Below are 19,027 nucleotides of genomic sequence, written 5' to 3' on the forward strand. Positions count from 1 at the left end.
GCCCCCGCGGCCCGACTCCTCCCCGCGGTGCTGCGGGGGGGGGGGGGCGCCCCCCCCCCCCCCCACGTCCCCGACCCACCCCCCACCCGCAGGCGCTACAGACACCCCCACCAACCGCCACCCCTGCCGGGAGGCATCACCCCACCGACGAGTACGCCACAACCCCCCGCAGCAACCCATCCACAGCCTTACGAGCGTTCTTCGCCACCGTCGACCCCTCCACAGGAGAAGCCGCCGAGATCTGCCCAAGCACATCGATCACCTGCTTGCACCAGCGTACAAAGTCCCCGGCCGGCATCTCCGCCTCCCGCAGCACCTCGTCGAGCCCCTTCCCCGACGCCCACATATAGGCGGCCCAGGCAAAGCCGAGGTCGGGCTCACGCTGGCCGACACCCTCGGTCTGGGTGATCCGGAAATCCTCCTCCAGGGCATCGAGCCGCCCCCAGATCCGCACCATCTCACCGAGCACGGCCTTCGCCTTGCCGGACGGCAGCTTCGGCGCCATGGCGTCGTCACCGACCCGCGCCTCGTACACCAACGCCGAGACACAGGCGGCAAGTTCGGCAGGAGCGAGCCCCTCCCACACACCCTCGCGCAGGCATTCACTGGCGAGCAGATCGAGTTCGCCGTACAACCGAGCCAGCCGCTTGCCGTGCTCGGTGACCTCGTCGCCCCGCAGATAGTCAAGCTCGGTCAGCAGCGCGACGATCCGATCAAAGGTACGAGCAATCGTGTTGGTGCGCCCCTCGATCCGCCGCTCCAGCTGCGAGGTGTCCCGCGACAGCCGGTGATACCGCTCGGCCCAACGCGCATGGTCCTCACGGTCGTTGCACCCGTGACACGGATGCGCCCGAATCTCGGTCCGCAGCCGGGCGATCTCCCGATCGTCGGCGGCCTGCGCCCGCTGCTTACGATGCCGCTCCGGCGCAATGTGCCCGGCCTTGGTACGCAACGCGGACGCCAGATCGCGACGCGACTGAGGAGACCGCGGATTGAAGGACTTCGGAATCCTCATCCGCTCGAGCGCCTCGACCGGCACCGGAAAGTCCATCGACGCCAGCCGCTTGACCTGCCGCTCAGCGGTCAGCACCAGCGGACGCGGCCCATCATGATGCTCGAACCCCCGATGACCGTTCGACCGCCCGGCAGGCAGCCCCGGATCGAGCACCAACGCCAGACCGGCGAACTTACCGGTCGGCACATGAATGACATCACCAGGCTTGAGCTTCTCCAGGGCAACCGCCGCCTCGGCCCGCCGCTGAGCCGCACCCTGCTTGGCCAGCTCGGTCTCCCGGTCCTTCAGCTGACGCCGCAGCCCCGCATACTCCTCGAAGTTCCCGAGGTGGCAGGTCATGGACTCCTTGTAGCCCGACAGCCCTTCCTCGTTGCGCTGCACCTGCCGCGAGATCCCCACGACCGACTTGTCGGCCTGGAACTGCGCGAAGGACGTCTCCAGCAGCTCCCGCGAGCGATGCCGCCCGAACTGCTCGACCAGATTGACGGCCATGTTGTACGACGGCTTGAAGCTGGACCGCAGCGGATAGGTACGCGTACCGGCCAGCCCCGCCAGATGTTCCGGGCTGATCCCGCGCTGCCACAGCACCACGGCATGACCCTCGACATCGATCCCACGCCGCCCCGCACGACCGGTCAGCTGCGTGTACTCACCGGGGGTGATGTCGGCATGCTGCTCGCCGTTCCACTTGACGAGCTTCTCCAACACCACGGACCGCGCAGGCATGTTGATGCCCAACGCGAGCGTCTCGGTGGCGAAGACGGCCTTGACCAGCCCCCGCACGAACAGCTCCTCGACGACTTCCTTGAACGTCGGCAGCATGCCCGCATGATGGGCGGCGATCCCCCGCTCCAGCCCCTCCAGCCACTCGTAGTACCCCAGAACATGCAGATCCTCAGTGGGAATGGAGGCGGTGCGCTCCTCGACCAGCGCCCGAACCTCGTCCCGCGCCTCCTCGTCGTTGAGCCGCAGCCCGGCATACAGGCACTGCTGGACGGCGGCTTCACAGGCGGCGCGGCTGAAGATGAAGGTGATCGCAGGCAGCAGCCCCTCGGCATCGAGCCGCTCGATGACCTCGGGCCGCCCGGGCGTCCACACCCGCGACCGCGATCTGCGCTCCCGCTCCCGATCGGCCTCACGCATGGCACGCCCGCGTCTGCGGTCCTGGTACGACGGCCGGGTCGCCTCCATCCGCGCGAGGCGGGTGAGGTCGGGGTTGACGGCCTTCTTGTGGCCCTCGCCCTCCTCGAACAGGTCGTACATCCGGCGTCCGGCGAGCACGTGCTGGAACAGCGGCACGGGTCGGTGCTCGGAGACGATCACCTGCGTGTCGCCGCGGACGGTGTCGAGCCAGTCGCCGAACTCCTCGGCGTTCGACACGGTGGCCGAAAGCGAAACGAGGGTCACGGACTCGGGAAGATGGATGATCACCTCTTCCCAGACGGCGCCCCGGAACCGGTCGGAGAGGTAGTGCACCTCGTCCATGACCACATACCCGAGCCCGAGCAGCGTCTGCGAACCGGCGTACAGCATGTTCCGCAGCACCTCGGTGGTCATCACGACCACCGGGGCGTCGGAGTTGACGCTGTTGTCCCCGGTGAGGAGACCGACCATGCCCGTGCCGTAACGGCGGCACAGGTCGGCGTACTTCTGGTTCGACAGCGCCTTGATGGGGGTGGTGTAGAAGCACTTCTTGCCCTGCAACAGGGCGAGGTGGACGGCGAACTCGCCCACGATCGTCTTGCCCGAACCGGTGGGTGCGGCCACCAGCACGCCCTTCCCCGCTTCGAGCGCCTGACAGGCCTCGATCTGAAAGGGGTCGAGGCCGAAGTCGTACATCTCGCGGAAGGAGGCGAGCGCGGTGGCCTGCTCGACAGCGCGCTTGCGTGCTGCCGCATACCGCTCGGCCGGTGAGAGGTCCTCTGTCATCGTGCTTTCGAGCGTACCGGCCCCCACCGACAACAGGACGATCAATATCCGGATCTACGAATCCCCACCCGCTCCCGCAAACGAAGGGCGCCCCCACCACTCGCAGTGGTGGGGGCGCCCAAAGCAATCGCGAAGCCGACTACGTCAAAGCCGACCACCTCACAGCCGACTACGTCACATCATCAAACCCATTGACCCGATCCGTGCCCGCCTGTTCGGGCAGCGCCCTGCTGGCGGAGACCGCCTCGACCTCACCGACGTCCTCGGGGGTCAGGTCCAGGTCGGAGGCCTCGTCATCGGCGGGCCCCATGGCCTCGCGGCGCCCCCGCCGCCGGTCGTTGATCAACGAGAAGGCGGTGGCGCTGAAGTAGAGGATCCAGATCGGTCCGGCGAGCGCCAGCATGGTCAGCGGGTCGGTGCTGGGCGTCGCGAGCGCCGCGAAGACGGTGATGCCCATGATCATCGCCCGCCACCAGCCGAGCATCCGCTTGCCGGTGATCGCCCCGGTGAGGTTGAGGAAGATCAGCAACAGGGGCAGCTCGAAGGAGAGACCGAAGACGATCACCATGCGGGTGACCAGATCGAGCAGGTCGTCCAGCGGCAGGAGGTTGTCCGTGCCGTCCGGGGTGAACTCGAGCAGCACCTTCGCCGTGGTGGGCAGCACCGAGTAGGCGAAGTAGGCGCCGACGAGGAAGAGCGGGGCGCCCATACCGACGAACGCGTAGGCGTACTTCTTCTCGTGCCGGTGCAGACCGGGCGCGACGAACGCCCACAGCTGGTACAGCCAGACCGGCGAGGCCAGGACGACACCGGCCATCAACGACACCTTCAGCGCGAGCGTGAAGGGAGTGAGCAGACCGTTGATGGTGATCTGCGCACACGGCTCGGTGGACTTGGAGGCCGCCAGTTGCTCAAACGTCTTGTCACAGCCGACCGAGTCGAGGATCGGCTTGGTGAGCAAGTTGATGATGTCGTTATAGAAGAAGGCAGCTACGACCGTGATGGCGACGACGGCCAGCAGCGCCTTCGCGAGCCGGTTGCGGAGCTCACGAAGGTGCTCCGCGAGGGGCATCCGCCCCTCGGGATCCTTCTCCTGCTTGCGGGCAGACTTCAGCAACCCACATTCCCATCTCGTGCAGCGGGCCGGCTGTCACCGGCCCTGCGTCAGCGCTTGGCGTTGTCCGTCGGCTCCGTGACCGGGCGGGAGCTGGTCACATCGCCGGGGGCGGCCTGGATGGTGCGCTGAGCCGGGGGCTGCTCGTCGGTCTGCGGCGGGGCCGCGGGGGCGGAGGCGTTGTCCTGGCCCTCCGTCTTCATCGCCTTGGCCTCGCTCTTGAGGATGCGCGCGGACTTGCCGAGCGAGCGAGCCATGTCCGGAAGCTTCTTCGCGCCGAACAGCAGGATGATGACGACGAGGATGAGAATGATCTCGGGGGCTCCGAGCCTTCCGAACATAAGTCTTTACCTTCTCACCGAGGCGGCTGGGGTGGGATGCTGTCCGACCGGTCGAACGTTCATCCGATCGATCGTGCTTGCCAGCGATCGTAACGCTCAGGGGTAAACGCGAGGCAATCCCTGTGCGTACTCCCGGTCAGCGACCCGAGCCTCGTTTTCCGGGCCGCGACCAGCAGCGTACCTGCCGGGACCACCAGGGTGACAGGGCGAAGCGGCCCAAAGCGCATCAGACGCAGGACTCACAGGGCATCCGCAGCCGGACTCACAACGAGTCCACAGCCCGGGCCGTGCTCAAGGAGGCACGCTCCAGGTCCTCCGCGGCCCGGTTGATGCGGGCCGCCGAGTCCGAGACCTGCCTGCCCAGACGCTGCGCCTCCAGGAAGACCCGCACCGCAAGCACACCGAGGACGGCGAGACCCAGAAAACCCACAGCTACCGCGAACATCGGCCAGAACATGACGCCGAGCCTAGAGGGTGGAGTGCAGCCGCAGTGTTCTGACCCCGCCGCCGGTCAGCAGCTCGACGACGCGCTCCCCCGCCGGCTTGCGGACGGAGGCGCCGCAGTCGGGGCAGGTGAAGGAGTAGAAGGTGGTGCGGCTGCTGGCGCCGATGGCCAGGCGCAGGGCGCTCGCGGCGAGCTCGAAGCGGCCCCGGCAGTCCGGGCAGCCCGCCCTGAACACGACCGGACTCACGCTTCTCATACCGGCGAACGCCGATGCCACCGACACTCCCCGCACCCCGGACGCCGACTCACTCAAAGCCCCTGCACCTCTTCTCCTGGTCGTTCGCCTCGTTCGCGTCGTTCGCGTCCGGCGCGCCCCTGGCGGCTCACTCCGGCCGGTCGTCCTGTCCACCCGGCACCCCGCGCCGACCGTCCTGTCCGCCCGGCACCCCGCGCTCCGCGGCCGGCCCCTGCGCCTCGATGCCGTCGTACGCCGCCAGCGCCTCGCGGGCCGCGTGCCGGGCGCTGTCGGCCAGCTCGGGCGGTGACACGATCCGGCCGTCGCGTCCGAGCCGGAGCGCCAGCCGCCGCAGGGACGTCGGGTCGGGGGTGCGCAGAGAGATACGCAGCCCGCCGTCGGGAAGCTCATCCGCGCTGTCGTGCGGGTAGTACTCGGCGACCCAGCGCCCGCCGGGACCGACCTCGACGACGACCTCCGGGTCCTCGGCGGCGGGCTGCACGAGCCCCTCCGAGAGGTCCCGCAGCTCGACCTCGGGGGGCGCGGACGGCTCGTCCAGGATCTTGATCTCGGCGACCCGGTCCAGGCGGAAGGTGCGGCGCGCCTCGGAACGGCGGCACCAGGCCTCCACATAGGTGTGGCCGACGCTGACGAGGCGGATGGGGTCGATCTCGCGCTCGCTGAGCTCGTCCCGGGCCGGCGAGTAGTAGCGGATCCACAGGCGGCGGCGCTCCGAGATCGCGCGGTCGACGTCCGCGAAGACGCCGCCCTCGGACTCGAAGGTCACCGACAGCCGGGAACTGGCGCCGGCCGTCTCGCCTGCCGAGGTCTCCACCTTCGCGGTGGCCCGCAGCAGCGCCTGCCGGTCGCTCTCCCGTAGCCCGGGCAGCGTGGAGACGGCGCGGGCGGCCACCAGGAGCGCGGTCGCCTCGTCGGCGGCGAGTCGCAGCGGCTCGGCGACGTCATCGGGGTTGTGCCACCAGATCCGCTCGCCGTCGGTGTCGATGTCGAGCAGGTCACCGCCACGGAAGCTGGTGCCGCACATGGGCAGCACATCGAGATCGGAGACCAGCTCGTCCTCGGTGATCCCGAAAGCCCGGGCGACGTCCTCGACCCGGGCGCCGGGCCGCTCACGCAGATACGTCACCAGGGACAGCATCCGCCGGGTCTGGTCGATGGCGTTGACGGGCCTGACCGGTTTACCAGCCACTGTTTCTTCCGCTCCCCCTCAGCCCTTGGCCACGGCACGCAGCCGGTCGACCACGTCGGCGCGCAGCTCGGCCGGCTCCAGAACCACCACGTCCGGCCCGAACTCCACCAGCCAGGCATCCAGTCCGTGCCCGTACGGAATCTCCAACTCGTCCCAGCCGTCGCCCAGTTCGCGTACCGCCGTGGCCTTCGCCCGCAAGGGATATCCCGCGTCCGTACGCAGCCTGATCAGCGCACTGCGGTCGGCGGTCTCCCCCGCCCAGCTCGCGACGGTCTCCCGGACGGTCACGACATCGGGCACCTCGACGGTGAACCGGCCACTGCGGGTGCGCACCCGGCCGGTGATCCGGGACAGCCGGAAGACCCGCTCGGCACCGCGGTCGCGGTCCCAGCCCGCCAGATACCAGTGACCGCGCCAGCACTCCAGCGCCCACGGCTCCACATTGCGGGGCTCGGGGTGGGCGGCGGTGGCCTTGCGGTAGTCGAAGGCGACCGGCCGGCGGTCACGGCAGGCCAGCATCAACGGCTCGAACGCCGCCTCGTGCACCGGGATCCGCGGCTCCAGCGCACCGTGCGCCTCGTACGGGTCGACGTCCTCGGGCAGCCCGGCCGCGCGCAGCTTCTGGAGCGCACCGCTGGCCGCGCCCGCGAGCCGCGCCTGCTGCCACACCTTGGCGGCCAGCCCCAGGGCGGCGGCCTCCTCGGCGTCGAGAGTGATGGGCGGCAGCCGGTTGCTGTCACGGCGGGCCAGGTACCCGACCTCGCCGTCGAGGTTCTCCACGGTCTCGATGACCAGGCCGAGTTCGCGCAGATCGTCCTTGTCCCGCTCGAACATCCGGTTGAAGGAGTCGTCCGACGCGGCTTCGAGATAGGCCTCGATGGACTCACGAAGCTCGCGCTTGCTGAGCGGCCGCCGCGTCCCCAGCAGACACAGCGCCAGGTTCATCAACCGCTCGGCCTTGGCAATGGCCATCGACGCCCTTCGCCTCCCTATGGTGCTTGTGAACGATGACCGTACCGCCCAGCAGTGGCGCGGCAAAAGCCGAGGGCCCATGCCCGGACAGGCATGGACCCCAGGTGATCGGGTGCGGTCGTACGTCGATCAGACCCCGATGAGGTCGACCACGAAGATCAGCGTCTCACCGGGCTTGATCGCCGGGCTCGGGCTCTGGTTGCCGTAGGCGAGGTGGGCCGGGATGGTCAGCTGGCGCCGGCCGCCGACCTTCATGCCCTGCACACCCTGGTCCCAGCCCTTGATGACCCGGCCGCCGCCCAGCGGGAAGCGGAAGGGAGCGCCACGGTTCCAGCTGGCGTCGAACTCCTCGCCGGTGCTGAAGGAGACACCCACGTAGTGGACGGTGACGGTCTGGCCCGCCTGCGCCACAGCGCCGTCGCCCTCCCAGATGTCCTTGATCTCCAGGTCCGCCGGGGGCTCGCCGCCCGGGAAGTCGATCTCGGGCTTGTCGATGCTCACGTCTCTAGCTCCTGCTTGTCTGCGGAAAGGCGAACAGTCACAGTCTTACATCTCGGCGAGGTCACATCTTCGCCAGGATGTCGACCGAGAAGACCAGCGTCGCGCCCTTCTCGATGCCGCTGCCGGCCGGCGGGTTGTCGCCGTACCCCAGAGCCGGCGGAATGACGATCAGGACCCGGCTGCCGACCTTCTTGCCCGTCAGGCCCTGCGCCCAACCCTTGACGACCTGCTGGAGCGAGAACGACGTGAGCGCCTTGCGGCTGTACGTCGAGTCGAACTCCTTGCCGCCGTCCCACACCACGCCCTTGTACTGCACGAGCACGCTGTCGTCGGCCCCGACCTCGGCGCCGTCGCCCTCGATGACGTAGTTCGCCACCAGCTTCGTCGGCGCGTCGGACTTGGGCACATCGATGGAGGGCGCCTTGCCGTCGGTGTTGGCACCCACCTTGGGCAGATCGATGTTGTCCTGCGCGACCGTGCTGCCCTTGGCGGAGCTCTTCGCGTTGAACGTCGCCTGCACATCGACGACGAACACCAGCGTGTCCGTGCCCTTGATGCCCGCCTGCGAGTTGCCCTGCTTTCCGTACCCCCACGTCGGGGGAACGGCCATCTGGACCCGGCTGCCCGCCTTCTTGCCCGTCAGGGCGTACCGCCAGCCGTCGATGATGCTGTTCGGGGCGAGCTGGATGATCAGCGGGGTCTTGCGGTCGTAGGAGTTGTCGAAGACCTTCGCCGTGTCCCAGATCTGGCCGAGGTAGTTGGCCTGGACATAGTCGTTCTCCGCGACGGTCTGGCCGCTGCCCGCGATCACCGTCTTCACCGCCAGGTCCTTCGACGGGTCGCCGCTGCCCTTGGCGACCGTCGGCTTCTCGTCGAACTTCGTGCCCGCGGTGATCGCCGGCAGCGGGCCGTCCACCAGCTTCGGCGGCGGCGCCGAGGACGCCGAGGCCGAGGCCGAGGGCGACGCGCTGTCGGAGCCCTGGGCCGAATCGGCCCCGTCGTCGTCGCCGCATCCGGCGAGCGTGACCAGTCCAGCGGGAACAGCGATGAGAAGTGAGCGTCGACGCACGGTGGGGGCCTCGTAATCGGTTGATCTTGTTTTGGGGCGTGCGCGCGCAACTCTACGGCGTGAGAAGGGCGCCGTACGGGAAACGCACGGCGCCCGTGTTGCGTTCCGGCGATCAAGCCGAAACGAACGGCTCACATTCCGGCGATGAGCTTCTCCACCCGGTCGTCCACAGAACGGAACGGGTCCTTGCACAACACGGTGCGCTGTGCCTGGTCGTTGAGCTTCAGATGCACCCAGTCGACCGTGAAGTCACGGCGCTGCTCCTGCGCCCTGCGGATGAAGTCACCGCGCAGCCGGGCCCGAGTTGTCTGCGGCGGAACCGACTTGCCCTCGAAGATCTTCAAGTCGTTGCAGATCCGGGTGGCTTGACCCCTTTTCTCCAGCAGGTAGTAAAGACCCCGCCTGCGATGGATGTCGTGGTAGGCGAGGTCTATCTGCGCCACGCGCGGATGCGACATGGTCATGTTGTGCTTGGCCCGGTACCGCTCGATGAGCTTGTACTTCATCACCCAGTCGATCTCGGTACCGATCCGGTCGAGGTCCTCGGCCTCGATCGCGTCCAGGGTGCGGCCCCACAGCTCCAGGACCTGCTCCACGGTGCCGGTGCGGATCCCGCGGCGCTCACAGAAGTCGACGGCCTTCTCGAAGTACTCGCGCTGCACTTCCAGCGCCGAGGCCTCACGGCCGCTGGCCAGACGCACCTTGCGCCGGCCCGTGATGTCGTGGCTGACCTCACGGATCGCCCTGATCGGGTTCTCCAGGGTCAGGTCCCGCATCACCGTGCCCGCCTCGATCATGCGCAGCACCAGGTCGGTGGCGCCGACCTTGAGCAGCATGGTCGTCTCGGACATGTTCGAGTCGCCCACGATGACATGCAGGCGGCGGTAGCGCTCGGCATCCGCGTGCGGTTCGTCGCGGGTGTTGATGATGGGCCGGGAACGCGTCGTCGCCGAGGACACGCCCTCCCAGATGTGCTCGGCCCGCTGGCTGACGCAGTACACGGCGCCACGCGGGGTCTGCAGAACCTTGCCCGCACCGCACAGCAGCTGGCGGGTGACAAGGAAGGGGATGAGGATGTCCGCGAGCCGGGAGAACTCCCCGTGCCGCGCCACCAGATAGTTCTCGTGGCAGCCGTAGGAGTTGCCCGCCGAGTCGGTGTTGTTCTTGAAGAGGTAGACGTCGCCCGCGATTCCTTCCTCGTGCAGGCGTCGTTCGGCGTCCACCAGGAGTCCCTCGAGAATGCGCTCGCCGGCTTTGTCGTGGGTGACCAGCTCGGTCACGTTGTCACATTCGGGTGTCGCGTATTCCGGATGTGATCCCACGTCGAGATAGAGGCGGGCGCCGTTTCGCAGAAAGACATTGCTGCTGCGGCCCCATGACACGACACGGCGGAAGAGGTACCGCGCCACCTCGTCAGGCGACAGCCGGCGCTGTCCCCTGAACGTGCACGTGACGCCGTACTCGTTCTCCAGCCCGAAAATGCGGCGGTCCATGAGTGAACATTACGCCCGATCCCCCGAGCTGAAACGGGGTTCGACCGCACGGTTGCGATCATTTTCCGATGCGGCCGCCACCACGGCCCGTCCACCGGGCGCCACCAGCACCCGCACGGTGACCAGCAGAACCAGCAACGACACCCCGCCCGCGGCCCCCGGCACGGCGAACCCCCACAGCGCCCCGCCCGCCTCCACGACCGGCCCCGCGAGGCCCGTTCCGACCGACGCACCGACCGTGAACATCGTCACAAGCCAGGAGAAAGCCTCGGTGACCGTCCCCCGCGGAGCATGCCGGTCGACGAGCACGAAGGCACAGGCGATGACCGGCGCGAGGAAGACACCGGCGAGGACGGTGAGCAACGTCATCGCGACCGGGCCCGGCATCAGCAGCAGCGGCAGATAACACACCGCCAGAAGGGCCACCAGAACCTGAAGTCGCCGGGCCGGCTCACCGGTCCACTGCCGCGCCCCGTACACCGTGCCACCGATCAGCGCGCCCAGCCCGATGGCCGCCATCAGCCAGCCGTACACCGCGTCGCCGCCGTGGTCGTCCGCGTACGACACAGCCGCGACCGTTATGGAGCCCAGCGCGACACCCACGAACAGGAACGCGCCCAGCAGGGCGAGAAGTCCGGGCGAACGCAGCGCGCCCAGCCAGTGCGCCTCACGCGGCGCCGAGCGCCACGCGCGCGAGGGCCGCGAGACCACCACGGACAGCGCACCGAGCACACCGACGACGTTCAGCACCAGCAGCGCCGCCCGCTCCGACCACAGGGCCGTGCACAGCGTCACCAGCAAGGGCCCGACGGTGAACATGACTTCCTGCGCCACCGCGTCCATGGCGTACGCCGTGTGCACCTGCTCCTCCCGGCGCAGCACGCTCGGCCACAGCGCCCGCAGCCCGCCCTCCAGCGGCGGAGTGAACAGTCCGGCGGCCGCAACGGCCGTGTAGGCGATCGGCAGCGTCCCGATGCCCGCGAACGCGAACAGCGCCATCGCGAGCGCCGACAGGACCGCGGCGGGCAACTGCACCCGCGGCTGGCCGTGCACGTCCACCAGCCGCCCCAGCACCGGCTGCCCGACCGCGTTGGCGACGCCGTACACCGCCGCCAGCGCCCCGGCGAGGCTGTACGAGCCGCCCTCGGCGCGCACGAACAGCAGGATCGCGATCGGCGCGGTCGCGCACGGCAGCCGGCCCACGAGGGTGCCGACGAGCAGCCGGGCGACATGCCTCGCCCTGAGGATCTCCAGGTATCCCGCGGCCATGACCGCCCTCCCCGTCACCGAGACGCATGACGTTTTACGTATAACTTCCACTCCCATACGTACCATGTGCGCTGTTCACGCGTCCAGACGAAAGAGCAGGCACACGGTGGCACAAGGCAGCACCCGCCCCACAAGCCGTGACGTCGCCCAAGCAGCCGGAGTCTCCCAAGCGGCCGTCTCCCTCGTACTCGGCGACAAATGGCGCGGACGAGTCTCCGAAACCACCGCCCAACGCGTCCGCGAAGCCGCCCGCGAACTCGGCTACCGCCCCAACCTCGCCGCCCGCAACCTCCGCCTCGGCCGCACCCGCACCGTGCTCCTCGTCGTCCCCGCCCTCACCACGGAATTCTTCGCCGGCGTCTACACGGGAGCAGCCCGCGTCGCCGCCCAACACGGCTTCGGCGTCGTCCTCTACCCCTCCCCCGAAGGCATCGGCCCCGCCCGCGACCCCTTCGCCTCGGCCCAATCCGCCCTCGACGGCGTCATCGCCTCCTCCATGGCCGCCGACGCCCTCACCACCATCCGCGGCGACCAACTCCCCCTGGTCATGCTCGACAGCGACCCCACAGGCAGCCACGGCGCCGCCACCGTCAACCTCGACATCACCGACGGCATCCGCCAAGTCGCCGAACACCTCCTCGGCCTCGGCCACCGCCACTTCCTCCACCTCGCGGCCGACATCCCCTCCTGGACCTTCGAGATACGCGCACGCGAACTCGCCGACCGCATCGGCGACACCCCCGGCACCACCATCCGCACCGCCCGCGCACCCATCTCCATCGACGGCGCCCGCACCGCCGCCGAAACCGCCCTCACCACCCCCGGCGGCCCCCGCCCCACCGCCCTCGTCTGCGACGACGACAAACTCGCCGCCGGCGCCTACAAAGCCGTACGCCGACTCGGCCTGACCATCCCCGACGACATCTCCATCACCGGCCTCGACGACCTCGCCCTCGCCACCGCCATCGACCCCGAACTCACGACCGTACGACTCGACGCGGAACTCTTCGGCGAACGCGGCATGCAAGCCCTGCTCGCCGTCCTGGACGGCCGCACACCGGACGCAGGCGACATCCCCGTCGAACTCGTCGTACGCGGCTCCACAGCCCCGCCCAGCGCCCCCTGACACGCCTGTGCCCCGCCCGCACGAAGCGACCGGGGCACACAAGGCATCGAAACGAACGCCGGACTACTCCTCGTCGTCGGAACCCTCGGCCTCCGCCGCGGTCTCCGCACCGTCCGCCTCCAACAACCGACCAAGCTGCCGACCCGTGATCCGCTTGAACTTCCGCGCCTGCGGACGCGTCCGATCCAGCACCGCGACCTCCAGCCGCTCCGCCGGGATCTCCCGCTGCGTACCGTTCGTATCCCGGGACAAGGCCTGCACCGCCAGCTTCAGCGCCTCCGCCAGAGTCATACCGTCCTGGTGACGCTGATCGAGATAACTGCTGATCTGCTCCGCATTACCACCCACCGCCACCGAGCCGTGCTCATCGACGATCGACCCGTCATGCGGCAACCGATAGATCTGGTCACCCTCCGGCGTCTCACCCACCTCGGCAACGACCAACTCCACCTCATACGGCTTCTCAGCCGCACTCGAGAAGATCGTCCCCAACGTCTGGGCATAGACATTCGCCAGACCACGAGCAGTCACATCATCACGGTCATAGGTGTAACCACGAAGATCCGCATACCGGACACCACCGATCCGCAGATTCTCGTACTCGTTGTACTTACCGGCCGCCGCGAAACCGATCCGGTCATAGATCTCGCTGAACTTGTGCAGCGCGCGAGACGGATTCTCACCGATGAACACAATGCCATCGGCATACTGCAACACGACCAGGCTACGGCCACGCGCGATGCCCTTCCGGGCGAACTCCGCACGATCGGTCATCGCCTGCTGAGGTGAGACATAGAACGGCGTCGACACCGGCTATCCATCCCTTTCTGTCGAAGTCACTGGATCACCTGGCAAGAGAGCCCCGGTCAGAGCAACGCGGCACGCGGACCGTCCGGCTGCTCCAGACGCCGCTCCAGGATCGAGCGGGCAATCTCGGAGGACTCCTCATCCGTCAGCCGACGGAAGCCATCCTCGGTGATCACGGTGACGATCGGGTAGATCCGGCGGGCGACATCGGGACCACCGGTCGCCGAGTCGTCGTCAGCCGCGTCATACAGCGCCTGCACCACAAGAGTCGTGGCCTCGGCCTCAGACAGATCGCTACGGAAAAGCTTCTTCATCGCGCCACGCGCAAAGATCGAACCCGAACCGGTCGCCGCGAAGCCGTGCTCCTCCGAACGACCACCCGTGACGTCGTACGAGAAGATCCGGCCCTTCTCACGATCCACGTCATAGCCGGCGAAGAGCGGCACGACGGCCAGCCCCTGCATGGCCATGCCCAGGTTGGACCGAATCATGGTCGACAAGCGGTTCGCCTTGCCCTCCAGCGAGAGCTGCGCGCCTTCCACCTTCTCGAAATGCTCCAGCTCCAGCTGGAAGAGCTTCACCATCTCCACGGCGAGACCCGCGGTGCCGGCGATACCCACCGCCGAGTACTCGTCCGCCGGGAACACCTTCTCGATGTCCCGCTGCGCGATGACGTTACCCATGGTGGCCCGACGGTCACCGGCCAGCACCACACCCCCCGGGAAGGAGGCGGCCACGATCGTCGTGCCGTGCGGCGCCTCGATCACGCCCTGAGTGGGGGGCAGTTGCCGGTTGCCGGGCAGGATGTCCGGCTGATGCTCGGACAGAAAGTCCATGAAGGACGACGACCCAGGCGTCAGGAAGGCAGCCGGTAGACGCCCGGTGCTACGAGTGTTGGCTTCCACGCGTTTCCTTCCACGTATGTCGCAGCCCGCCTTATGACGTCGGGCCGATCCTTGAACTGCCCCAGTGCGGCGTTGCAGCTGAAGCACAGTACGCCTCGGACCCTACCCGTCTGGTGGCAGTGATCCACATGCGCGGGCAGGGCGGACAAACAGATGCAGCAGACGCCGCCTTGGGAGGCGATCAACTCGTCAAGCTCGCCTTCGGTAAGGCCGTACTGACGCTTCAGATGTCCCTGCCGCCCCTGAACCGCCCGGCACGCCTTGCAGCGTGTCGAGAGTCCGTCAGAGGCGGTTGCGTTGCGATGCCACTCGCTGTGTGACTTCACCTCACCGCATGTCCGGCAGAGCTTATGACCGGGCGGAACGTCCACCCTCTCGCGGACCGGCTTGCCGAGCGCTTCCCGGCGCCGCCGGTAGTGCGAGGCGCTGTACTCCGCCACGCACTCCCGGCAGTGCACCTGGAGGCCATCACGCCGATTCTTGTCCCTCGCGAATGCAGCAAGAGGCAGGTCTCGCTCACACTTCCTGCATTGCTTCGCGTCCGGCTCGCCAGCCACACCCATCCCCCGCCACCTTCAATTCGAAGGCAAAAATGCCCAGACGGCCTTCACTGTCCGCCTTTTTGCACGAAGCTTCGAACGAAATCCTCGGCATTTTCCTCGAGTACGTCGTCAATCTCGTCCAGCACAGAGTCGACGTCGTCCGACAACTTCTCCTGCCGCTCCTTGAGGTCCTCCGAAGCCTGCGACTCTGCCGCCTGCTCCTCGACCTCCTCCGTGGAGCGCGTTGCCTTCTGCTGGCCGCCGCCGGTGTCCTTGGTCGCCATAACCCTCACCCCGCTCGGTTCGACGTTCTTGATCAGACCCTACAAGCAGGGTCCGACATCGGCCCCGCAGTTCCCTCAACGTCCGGGGACCACCACGATGATTCCCGGACGGCGGGATTTCCACCCTGCCGGGCCGTTTCTGCCCGGGTGGTCGTTCAGCCGCCGGAGAGGACCTTGACCAGGTCTTCTGCGGTCCGGCAGCGGTCCAGGAGTTCCTTGACGTGATTACGCGTTCCGCGAAGCGGTTCCAGGGTTGGGACGCGCTGGAGGGAGTCCCTGCCCGGGAGATCGAAGATGACCGAGTCCCAGGAGGCCGCGGCCACGTCGTCGGCGTACTGCTCCAGGCAGCGGCCTCGGAAGTAGGCGCGGGTGTCCTCTGGAGGCTTCGTGCGGGCCCGCTCGACGTCCTGCTCGTCCAGGAGGCGCTTCATGCGTCCTCGGGCGGCCAGGCGGTTGTAGAGGCCCTTTTCTTCTCGTACGTCGGCGTACTGGAGGTCGACGAGGTGGAGCCGGGCGGCGTCCCAGTCGAGCTTGTCGCGGCGCCGGTAGCCCTCCATGAGTTCTCGTTTGGCGACCCAGTCGAGTTCGCCTGCGAGGCTCATGTGGTCGTTCTCGAGGCGGTTGAGGGTGTCTTCCCAGCGGGCGAGGACGTCCTTGGTCTGGTCGTCGGCGTCGGCGCCGTAGCGCTCTTCCACGTATTTGCGGGAGAGCTCGTAGTACTCCATTTGGAGCTGGACGGCGGTGAGTGTGCGACCGCTGCGGAGTGTGACGAGGCGCTTGAGTGTCGGGTCGTGGGAGACCTGGTGGAGGGTGCGGACGGGTTGGTCCACTGCCAGGTCGACCGCGATGAAACCGTCCTCGATCATGGACAGGACCAGGGCGGTCGTGCCCAGTTTCAGGTAGGTCGAGATCTCGGAGAGGTTGGCGTCGCCGATGATCACGTGCAGGCGGCGGTATTTTTCGGCGTCCGCGTGGGGTTCGTCGCGGGTGTTGATGATCGGGCGCTTCAGGGTGGTTTCGAGTCCGACCTCGACCTCGAAGTAGTCCGCGCGCTGGCTGAGCTGGAAGCCGTGTTCGTGTCCGTCCTGGCCGATGCCGACGCGGCCCGCTCCGGTGAAGACCTGGCGGGAGACGAAGAACGGTGTGAGGTGGCGGACGATGTCCGAGAAGGGGGTTTCCCGCTTCATCAGGTAGTTCTCGTGGGTGCCGTAGGAGGCGCCCTTGTTGTCGGTGTTGTTCTTGTAGAGGTGGATGGGCTGGGCGCCGGGGAGCTGGGCTGCTCGTTCGGCGGCTTCGGCCATGATGCGTTCGCCGGCCTTGTCCCAGAGGACGGCGTCCCAGGGGTTGGTGACCTCGGGGGAGCTGTATTCGGGGTGTGCGTGGTCGACGTAGAGGCGTGCGCCGTTGGTGAGGATGACGTTGGCCAGGCCGATGTCCTCGTCGGTGAGCTGGCTGGCGTCGGCGGCCTCGCGGGCGAGGTCGAAGCCTCGCGCGTCCCGCAGCGGGTTCTCCTCCTCGAAGTCCCAGCGGGCCCGGCGGGCCCTGTGCATCGCCGCCGCGTAGGCGTTGACGATCTGGGATGAGGTGAGCATGGCATTGGCGTTGGGGTGGCCGGGGACGGAGATCCCGTACTCCGTCTCGATGCCCATTACTCGCCGTACGGTCATGCGGCCCTCCTTGCCCGGCGGCGTCCTCGGTCGGGGACGCTGCTCAAGTACCGCTGGCGCTCCGGTGCGTGTGCGGTGCCCGTCCCCGCACTGCGCGACTCGGCGGTACGGAAGAGCCTAGAACGCCTTTGCGCTGGTGGGGAGATCATTTGCGTCATTGCCTTGCTCCAGCCGTGGCCTGAAAAACAGTCGGCTGCGGGTACCCGGTGAGGGCACCCGCAGCCGCCCTGCCTTTTACAGGTACTGACCGGTGTTCGCCACCGTGTCGATGGAGCGTCCTGTGTCGGCGCCCTGCTTTCCGGTGATGAGGGTACGGATGTAGACGATCCGTTCGCCCTTCTTTCCGGAGATGCGGGCCCAGTCGTCCGGGTTGGTGGTGTTGGGCAGGTCCTCGTTCTCCTTGAACTCGTCCACGCAGGCCTGGAGGAGGTGGGAGACGCGGAGGCCCTTCTGCTTGTGCTCGAGGAAGTCCTTGATCGCCATCTTCTTCGCGCGTCCGACGATGTTCTCGATCATGGCGCCGGAGTTGAAGTCCTTGAAGTAGAGGACTTCCTTGTCTCCGTTGGCGTAGGTGACTTCCAGGAAGCGGTTTTCCTCGGTTTCGGCGTACATCTGCTCGACCGCGGTCTGGATCATGCTCTGGACCGTGAGGCCCTTGTCGCCACTGTGCTCGCCGACGTCCTCGGGGTGCAGCGGGAGACGTTCGGTGAGGTACTTCTGGAAGATGTCCTTGGCGGCTTCGGCGTCCGGACGCTCGATCTTGATCTTCACATCGAGTCGGCCGGGGCGCAGGATGGCGGGGTCGATCATGTCCTCGCGGTTGGAGGCGCCGATCACGACCACGTTCTGCAGGCCTTCCACGCCGTCGATCTCGGCGAGGAGCTGGGGGACGATGGTGTTCTCCACGTCCGAGCTGACGCCGGAGCCGCGGGTGCGGAAGAGGGATTCCATCTCGTCGAAGAAGACGATGACGGGTGTGCCCTCGCTGGCCTTCTCCCTTGCACGCTGGAAGACGAGGCGGATCTGCCGCTCGGTCTCGCCGACGTACTTGTTGAGGAGTTCGGGGCCCTTGATGTTGAGGAAGAAGCTCTTGCCGGTGGCCTGGCCGGTGACTTCGGCGACCTTTTTGGCCAGCGAGTTGGCGACGGCCTTGGCGATGAGCGTCTTGCCGCATCCGGGGGGCCCGTACAGCAGGACGCCCTTGGGCGGCCGCAGTTCGTGCTCCTTGAAGAGATCGGGGTAGAGGTACGGGAGCTCGACGGCGTCGCGGATCATCTCGATCTGGCCGCCGAGGCCACCGATCTGCTCGTAGCCGATGTCGGGGACCTCTTCGAGGACGAGTTCCTCGACCTCGCTCTTGGGAACGATCTCGTAGACATAGCCGGATCGGGGTTCGAGCAGCAGGGCGTCACCGGGACGGATGTTGACGTCCAGCAGCGGCTCGGCGAGCCGTACCACCCGTTCCTCGTCGGTGTGCCCGAGCACCAGGGCGCGTTCGCCGTCCTCGAGGATTTCCTTGAGGGTGACGATGTCCCCGACGCGCTCGTACGTCATGGCTTCGACCACGTTGAGCGCTTCGTTGAGCATGACTTCCTGGCCGCGCCTGAGGTCGTCGAGTTCGACGCTCGGGCTGACGTTCACGCGGAGTTTGCGGCCGCCGGTGAAGATGTCGGCGGTGCCGTCCTCGTTCGCCGTGAGGAAGACTCCGAAGCCGGCCGGGGGCTGTGCGAGCCGGTCGACTTCTTCCTTGAGGGCCACGATCTGGTCGCGGGCCTCACGGAGCGTGTTGGCGAGCCGCTCGTTCTGTGCGGACACGCCGGCCAGGTTGGTCTGCAGCTCGACGATCCGCTCTTCGAGAATCCTCGTGTGCCGCGGAGAGTCGGCGAGCTTGCGTCGCAGGACGGCGATCTCCTGCTCAAGGTAGGCAATCTGCCCGGACGGGTCGTCGGACCCTCGTCCCGGGCGGATGCCGCGGTTCATGTCGTCGTCGTGGGCTGCCACGGTCCTCACCTCCTCCAAGGGGAGCTGGACGCTTCCAGACCCTACCTGGGTGGGTGTCGATTGAAACCCCTAGATCACAAAGACTGTCAAGGTGTGTCGTCG

The 19,027-nt window shown here is 67.6% G+C and carries 18 protein-coding genes; 1 reads left to right on the forward strand and 17 read right to left on the reverse strand.

From position 1 onward, the window contains the following. Positions 1-136: 136 nt before the first annotated feature. The 11 genes from ACIHFB_RS40220 to ACIHFB_RS40270 all read right to left on the reverse strand — a co-directional run bounded on the left by ACIHFB_RS40220 (position 137) and on the right by ACIHFB_RS40270 (position 11,593). Positions 137-2,989: a DEAD/DEAH box helicase gene (locus ACIHFB_RS40220; protein ID WP_365285159.1), complete on the reverse strand. Its 2,853-nt coding sequence runs from the start codon at positions 2,987-2,989 to the stop codon at positions 137-139. A gap of 124 nt (positions 2,990-3,113) precedes the next feature. Then, complete coding sequence (gene tatC / locus ACIHFB_RS40225; RefSeq protein ID WP_365285157.1) at positions 3,114-4,061, reverse strand: twin-arginine translocase subunit TatC; 948 nt, start codon at positions 4,059-4,061, stop codon at positions 3,114-3,116. 47 nt (positions 4,062-4,108) lie between these two features. Beyond that, positions 4,109-4,399: a Sec-independent protein translocase subunit TatA gene (gene tatA, locus ACIHFB_RS40230; protein ID WP_210586533.1), complete on the reverse strand. Its 291-nt coding sequence runs from the start codon at positions 4,397-4,399 to the stop codon at positions 4,109-4,111. Positions 4,400-4,661: 262 nt separating this feature from the next. After that, positions 4,662-4,856 carry a hypothetical protein gene (locus ACIHFB_RS40235; RefSeq protein ID WP_210586532.1) on the reverse strand — a complete coding sequence of 65 codons (195 nt, stop codon included), beginning with the start codon at positions 4,854-4,856 and terminating at the stop codon, positions 4,662-4,664. Between the two features lie 10 nt (positions 4,857-4,866). Next, a complete protein-coding gene (locus ACIHFB_RS40240; RefSeq protein ID WP_365285154.1) occupies positions 4,867-5,157 on the reverse strand; it encodes a hypothetical protein in 291 nt (96 codons plus the stop codon). Positions 5,158-5,227: 70 nt separating this feature from the next. After that, positions 5,228-6,289, reverse strand: coding sequence for a helix-turn-helix transcriptional regulator (locus ACIHFB_RS40245; protein WP_400129486.1), 1,062 nt, complete (start codon positions 6,287-6,289; stop codon positions 5,228-5,230). A gap of 18 nt (positions 6,290-6,307) precedes the next feature. Beyond that, positions 6,308-7,261, reverse strand: a complete 954-nt coding sequence (locus ACIHFB_RS40250; RefSeq protein ID WP_400129487.1) for a helix-turn-helix transcriptional regulator — start codon at positions 7,259-7,261, stop codon at positions 6,308-6,310. A 129-nt stretch (positions 7,262-7,390) separates the two neighbouring features. Beyond that, complete coding sequence (locus ACIHFB_RS40255; RefSeq protein ID WP_365285148.1) at positions 7,391-7,762, reverse strand: FKBP-type peptidyl-prolyl cis-trans isomerase; 372 nt, start codon at positions 7,760-7,762, stop codon at positions 7,391-7,393. 61 nt (positions 7,763-7,823) lie between these two features. Further along, positions 7,824-8,831, reverse strand: coding sequence for an FKBP-type peptidyl-prolyl cis-trans isomerase (locus ACIHFB_RS40260; protein ID WP_365285146.1), 1,008 nt, complete (start codon positions 8,829-8,831; stop codon positions 7,824-7,826). A gap of 131 nt (positions 8,832-8,962) precedes the next feature. Next, complete coding sequence (pafA, locus tag ACIHFB_RS40265; RefSeq protein ID WP_365285144.1) at positions 8,963-10,324, reverse strand: Pup--protein ligase; 1,362 nt, start codon at positions 10,322-10,324, stop codon at positions 8,963-8,965. A 9-nt stretch (positions 10,325-10,333) separates the two neighbouring features. Further along, positions 10,334-11,593 (reverse strand): MFS transporter, encoded by a 1,260-nt coding sequence (locus tag ACIHFB_RS40270; RefSeq protein WP_400129488.1) that lies wholly within the window; start codon positions 11,591-11,593, stop codon positions 10,334-10,336. A gap of 106 nt (positions 11,594-11,699) precedes the next feature. Between ACIHFB_RS40270 and ACIHFB_RS40275 the strand changes: the two genes are divergently transcribed. After that, the gene (locus ACIHFB_RS40275; RefSeq protein ID WP_365285140.1) at positions 11,700-12,719 is read left to right on the forward strand and encodes a LacI family DNA-binding transcriptional regulator; all 1,020 of its coding nucleotides are present in this window, start codon (positions 11,700-11,702) and stop codon (positions 12,717-12,719) included. Positions 12,720-12,782: 63 nt separating this feature from the next. Here ACIHFB_RS40275 and prcA read toward each other — a convergent pair whose 3' ends face one another. The 6 genes from prcA to arc all read right to left on the reverse strand — a co-directional run bounded on the left by prcA (position 12,783) and on the right by arc (position 18,925). Beyond that, a complete protein-coding gene (gene prcA, locus ACIHFB_RS40280) occupies positions 12,783-13,529 on the reverse strand; it encodes a proteasome subunit alpha (RefSeq protein ID WP_365285138.1) in 747 nt (248 codons plus the stop codon). A gap of 56 nt (positions 13,530-13,585) precedes the next feature. After that, positions 13,586-14,431 (reverse strand): proteasome subunit beta, encoded by an 846-nt coding sequence (prcB, locus tag ACIHFB_RS40285; protein ID WP_365285135.1) that lies wholly within the window; start codon positions 14,429-14,431, stop codon positions 13,586-13,588. Further along, positions 14,383-14,994, reverse strand: a complete 612-nt coding sequence (locus ACIHFB_RS40290) for an endonuclease VII domain-containing protein (RefSeq protein WP_365285133.1) — start codon at positions 14,992-14,994, stop codon at positions 14,383-14,385. Before ACIHFB_RS40290 ends, prcB begins: the two co-directional genes overlap by 49 nt. Before the next feature lie 44 nt (positions 14,995-15,038). Beyond that, positions 15,039-15,257 (reverse strand): ubiquitin-like protein Pup, encoded by a 219-nt coding sequence (locus ACIHFB_RS40295; protein ID WP_094055289.1) that lies wholly within the window; start codon positions 15,255-15,257, stop codon positions 15,039-15,041. A 155-nt stretch (positions 15,258-15,412) separates the two neighbouring features. Then, positions 15,413-16,924 carry a depupylase/deamidase Dop gene (gene dop / locus ACIHFB_RS40300; protein WP_400129489.1) on the reverse strand — a complete coding sequence of 504 codons (1,512 nt, stop codon included), beginning with the start codon at positions 16,922-16,924 and terminating at the stop codon, positions 15,413-15,415. A 234-nt stretch (positions 16,925-17,158) separates the two neighbouring features. Further along, positions 17,159-18,925: a proteasome ATPase gene (arc, locus tag ACIHFB_RS40305; protein ID WP_365285129.1), complete on the reverse strand. Its 1,767-nt coding sequence runs from the start codon at positions 18,923-18,925 to the stop codon at positions 17,159-17,161. Positions 18,926-19,027: the final 102 nt, after the last annotated feature.

The organism is Streptomyces sp. NPDC051963 (assembly GCF_044593495.1).
Taxonomy (GTDB): domain Bacteria; phylum Actinomycetota; class Actinomycetes; order Streptomycetales; family Streptomycetaceae; genus Streptomyces.

What these genes read in the sequence shown, in the direction of transcription:
- tatA (WP_210586533.1), bottom strand. Translation starts at nt 4,399, where the DNA reads ATGTTCGGAAGGCTCGGAGCCCCCGAGATCATTCTCATCCTCGTCGTC.
- ACIHFB_RS40235 (WP_210586532.1), bottom strand. Translation starts at nt 4,856, where the DNA reads ATGTTCTGGCCGATGTTCGCGGTAGCTGTGGGTTTTCTGGGTCTCGCC.
- ACIHFB_RS40250 (WP_400129487.1), bottom strand. Translation starts at nt 7,261, where the DNA reads ATGGCCATTGCCAAGGCCGAGCGGTTGATGAACCTGGCGCTGTGTCTG.
- pafA (WP_365285144.1), bottom strand. Translation starts at nt 10,324, where the DNA reads ATGGACCGCCGCATTTTCGGGCTGGAGAACGAGTACGGCGTCACGTGC.
- ACIHFB_RS40270 (WP_400129488.1), bottom strand. Translation starts at nt 11,593, where the DNA reads ATGGCCGCGGGATACCTGGAGATCCTCAGGGCGAGGCATGTCGCCCGG.
- ACIHFB_RS40290 (WP_365285133.1), bottom strand. Translation starts at nt 14,994, where the DNA reads ATGGGTGTGGCTGGCGAGCCGGACGCGAAGCAATGCAGGAAGTGTGAG.
- ACIHFB_RS40295 (WP_094055289.1), bottom strand. Translation starts at nt 15,257, where the DNA reads ATGGCGACCAAGGACACCGGCGGCGGCCAGCAGAAGGCAACGCGCTCC.
- dop (WP_400129489.1), bottom strand. Translation starts at nt 16,924, where the DNA reads ATGACCGTACGGCGAGTAATGGGCATCGAGACGGAGTACGGGATCTCC.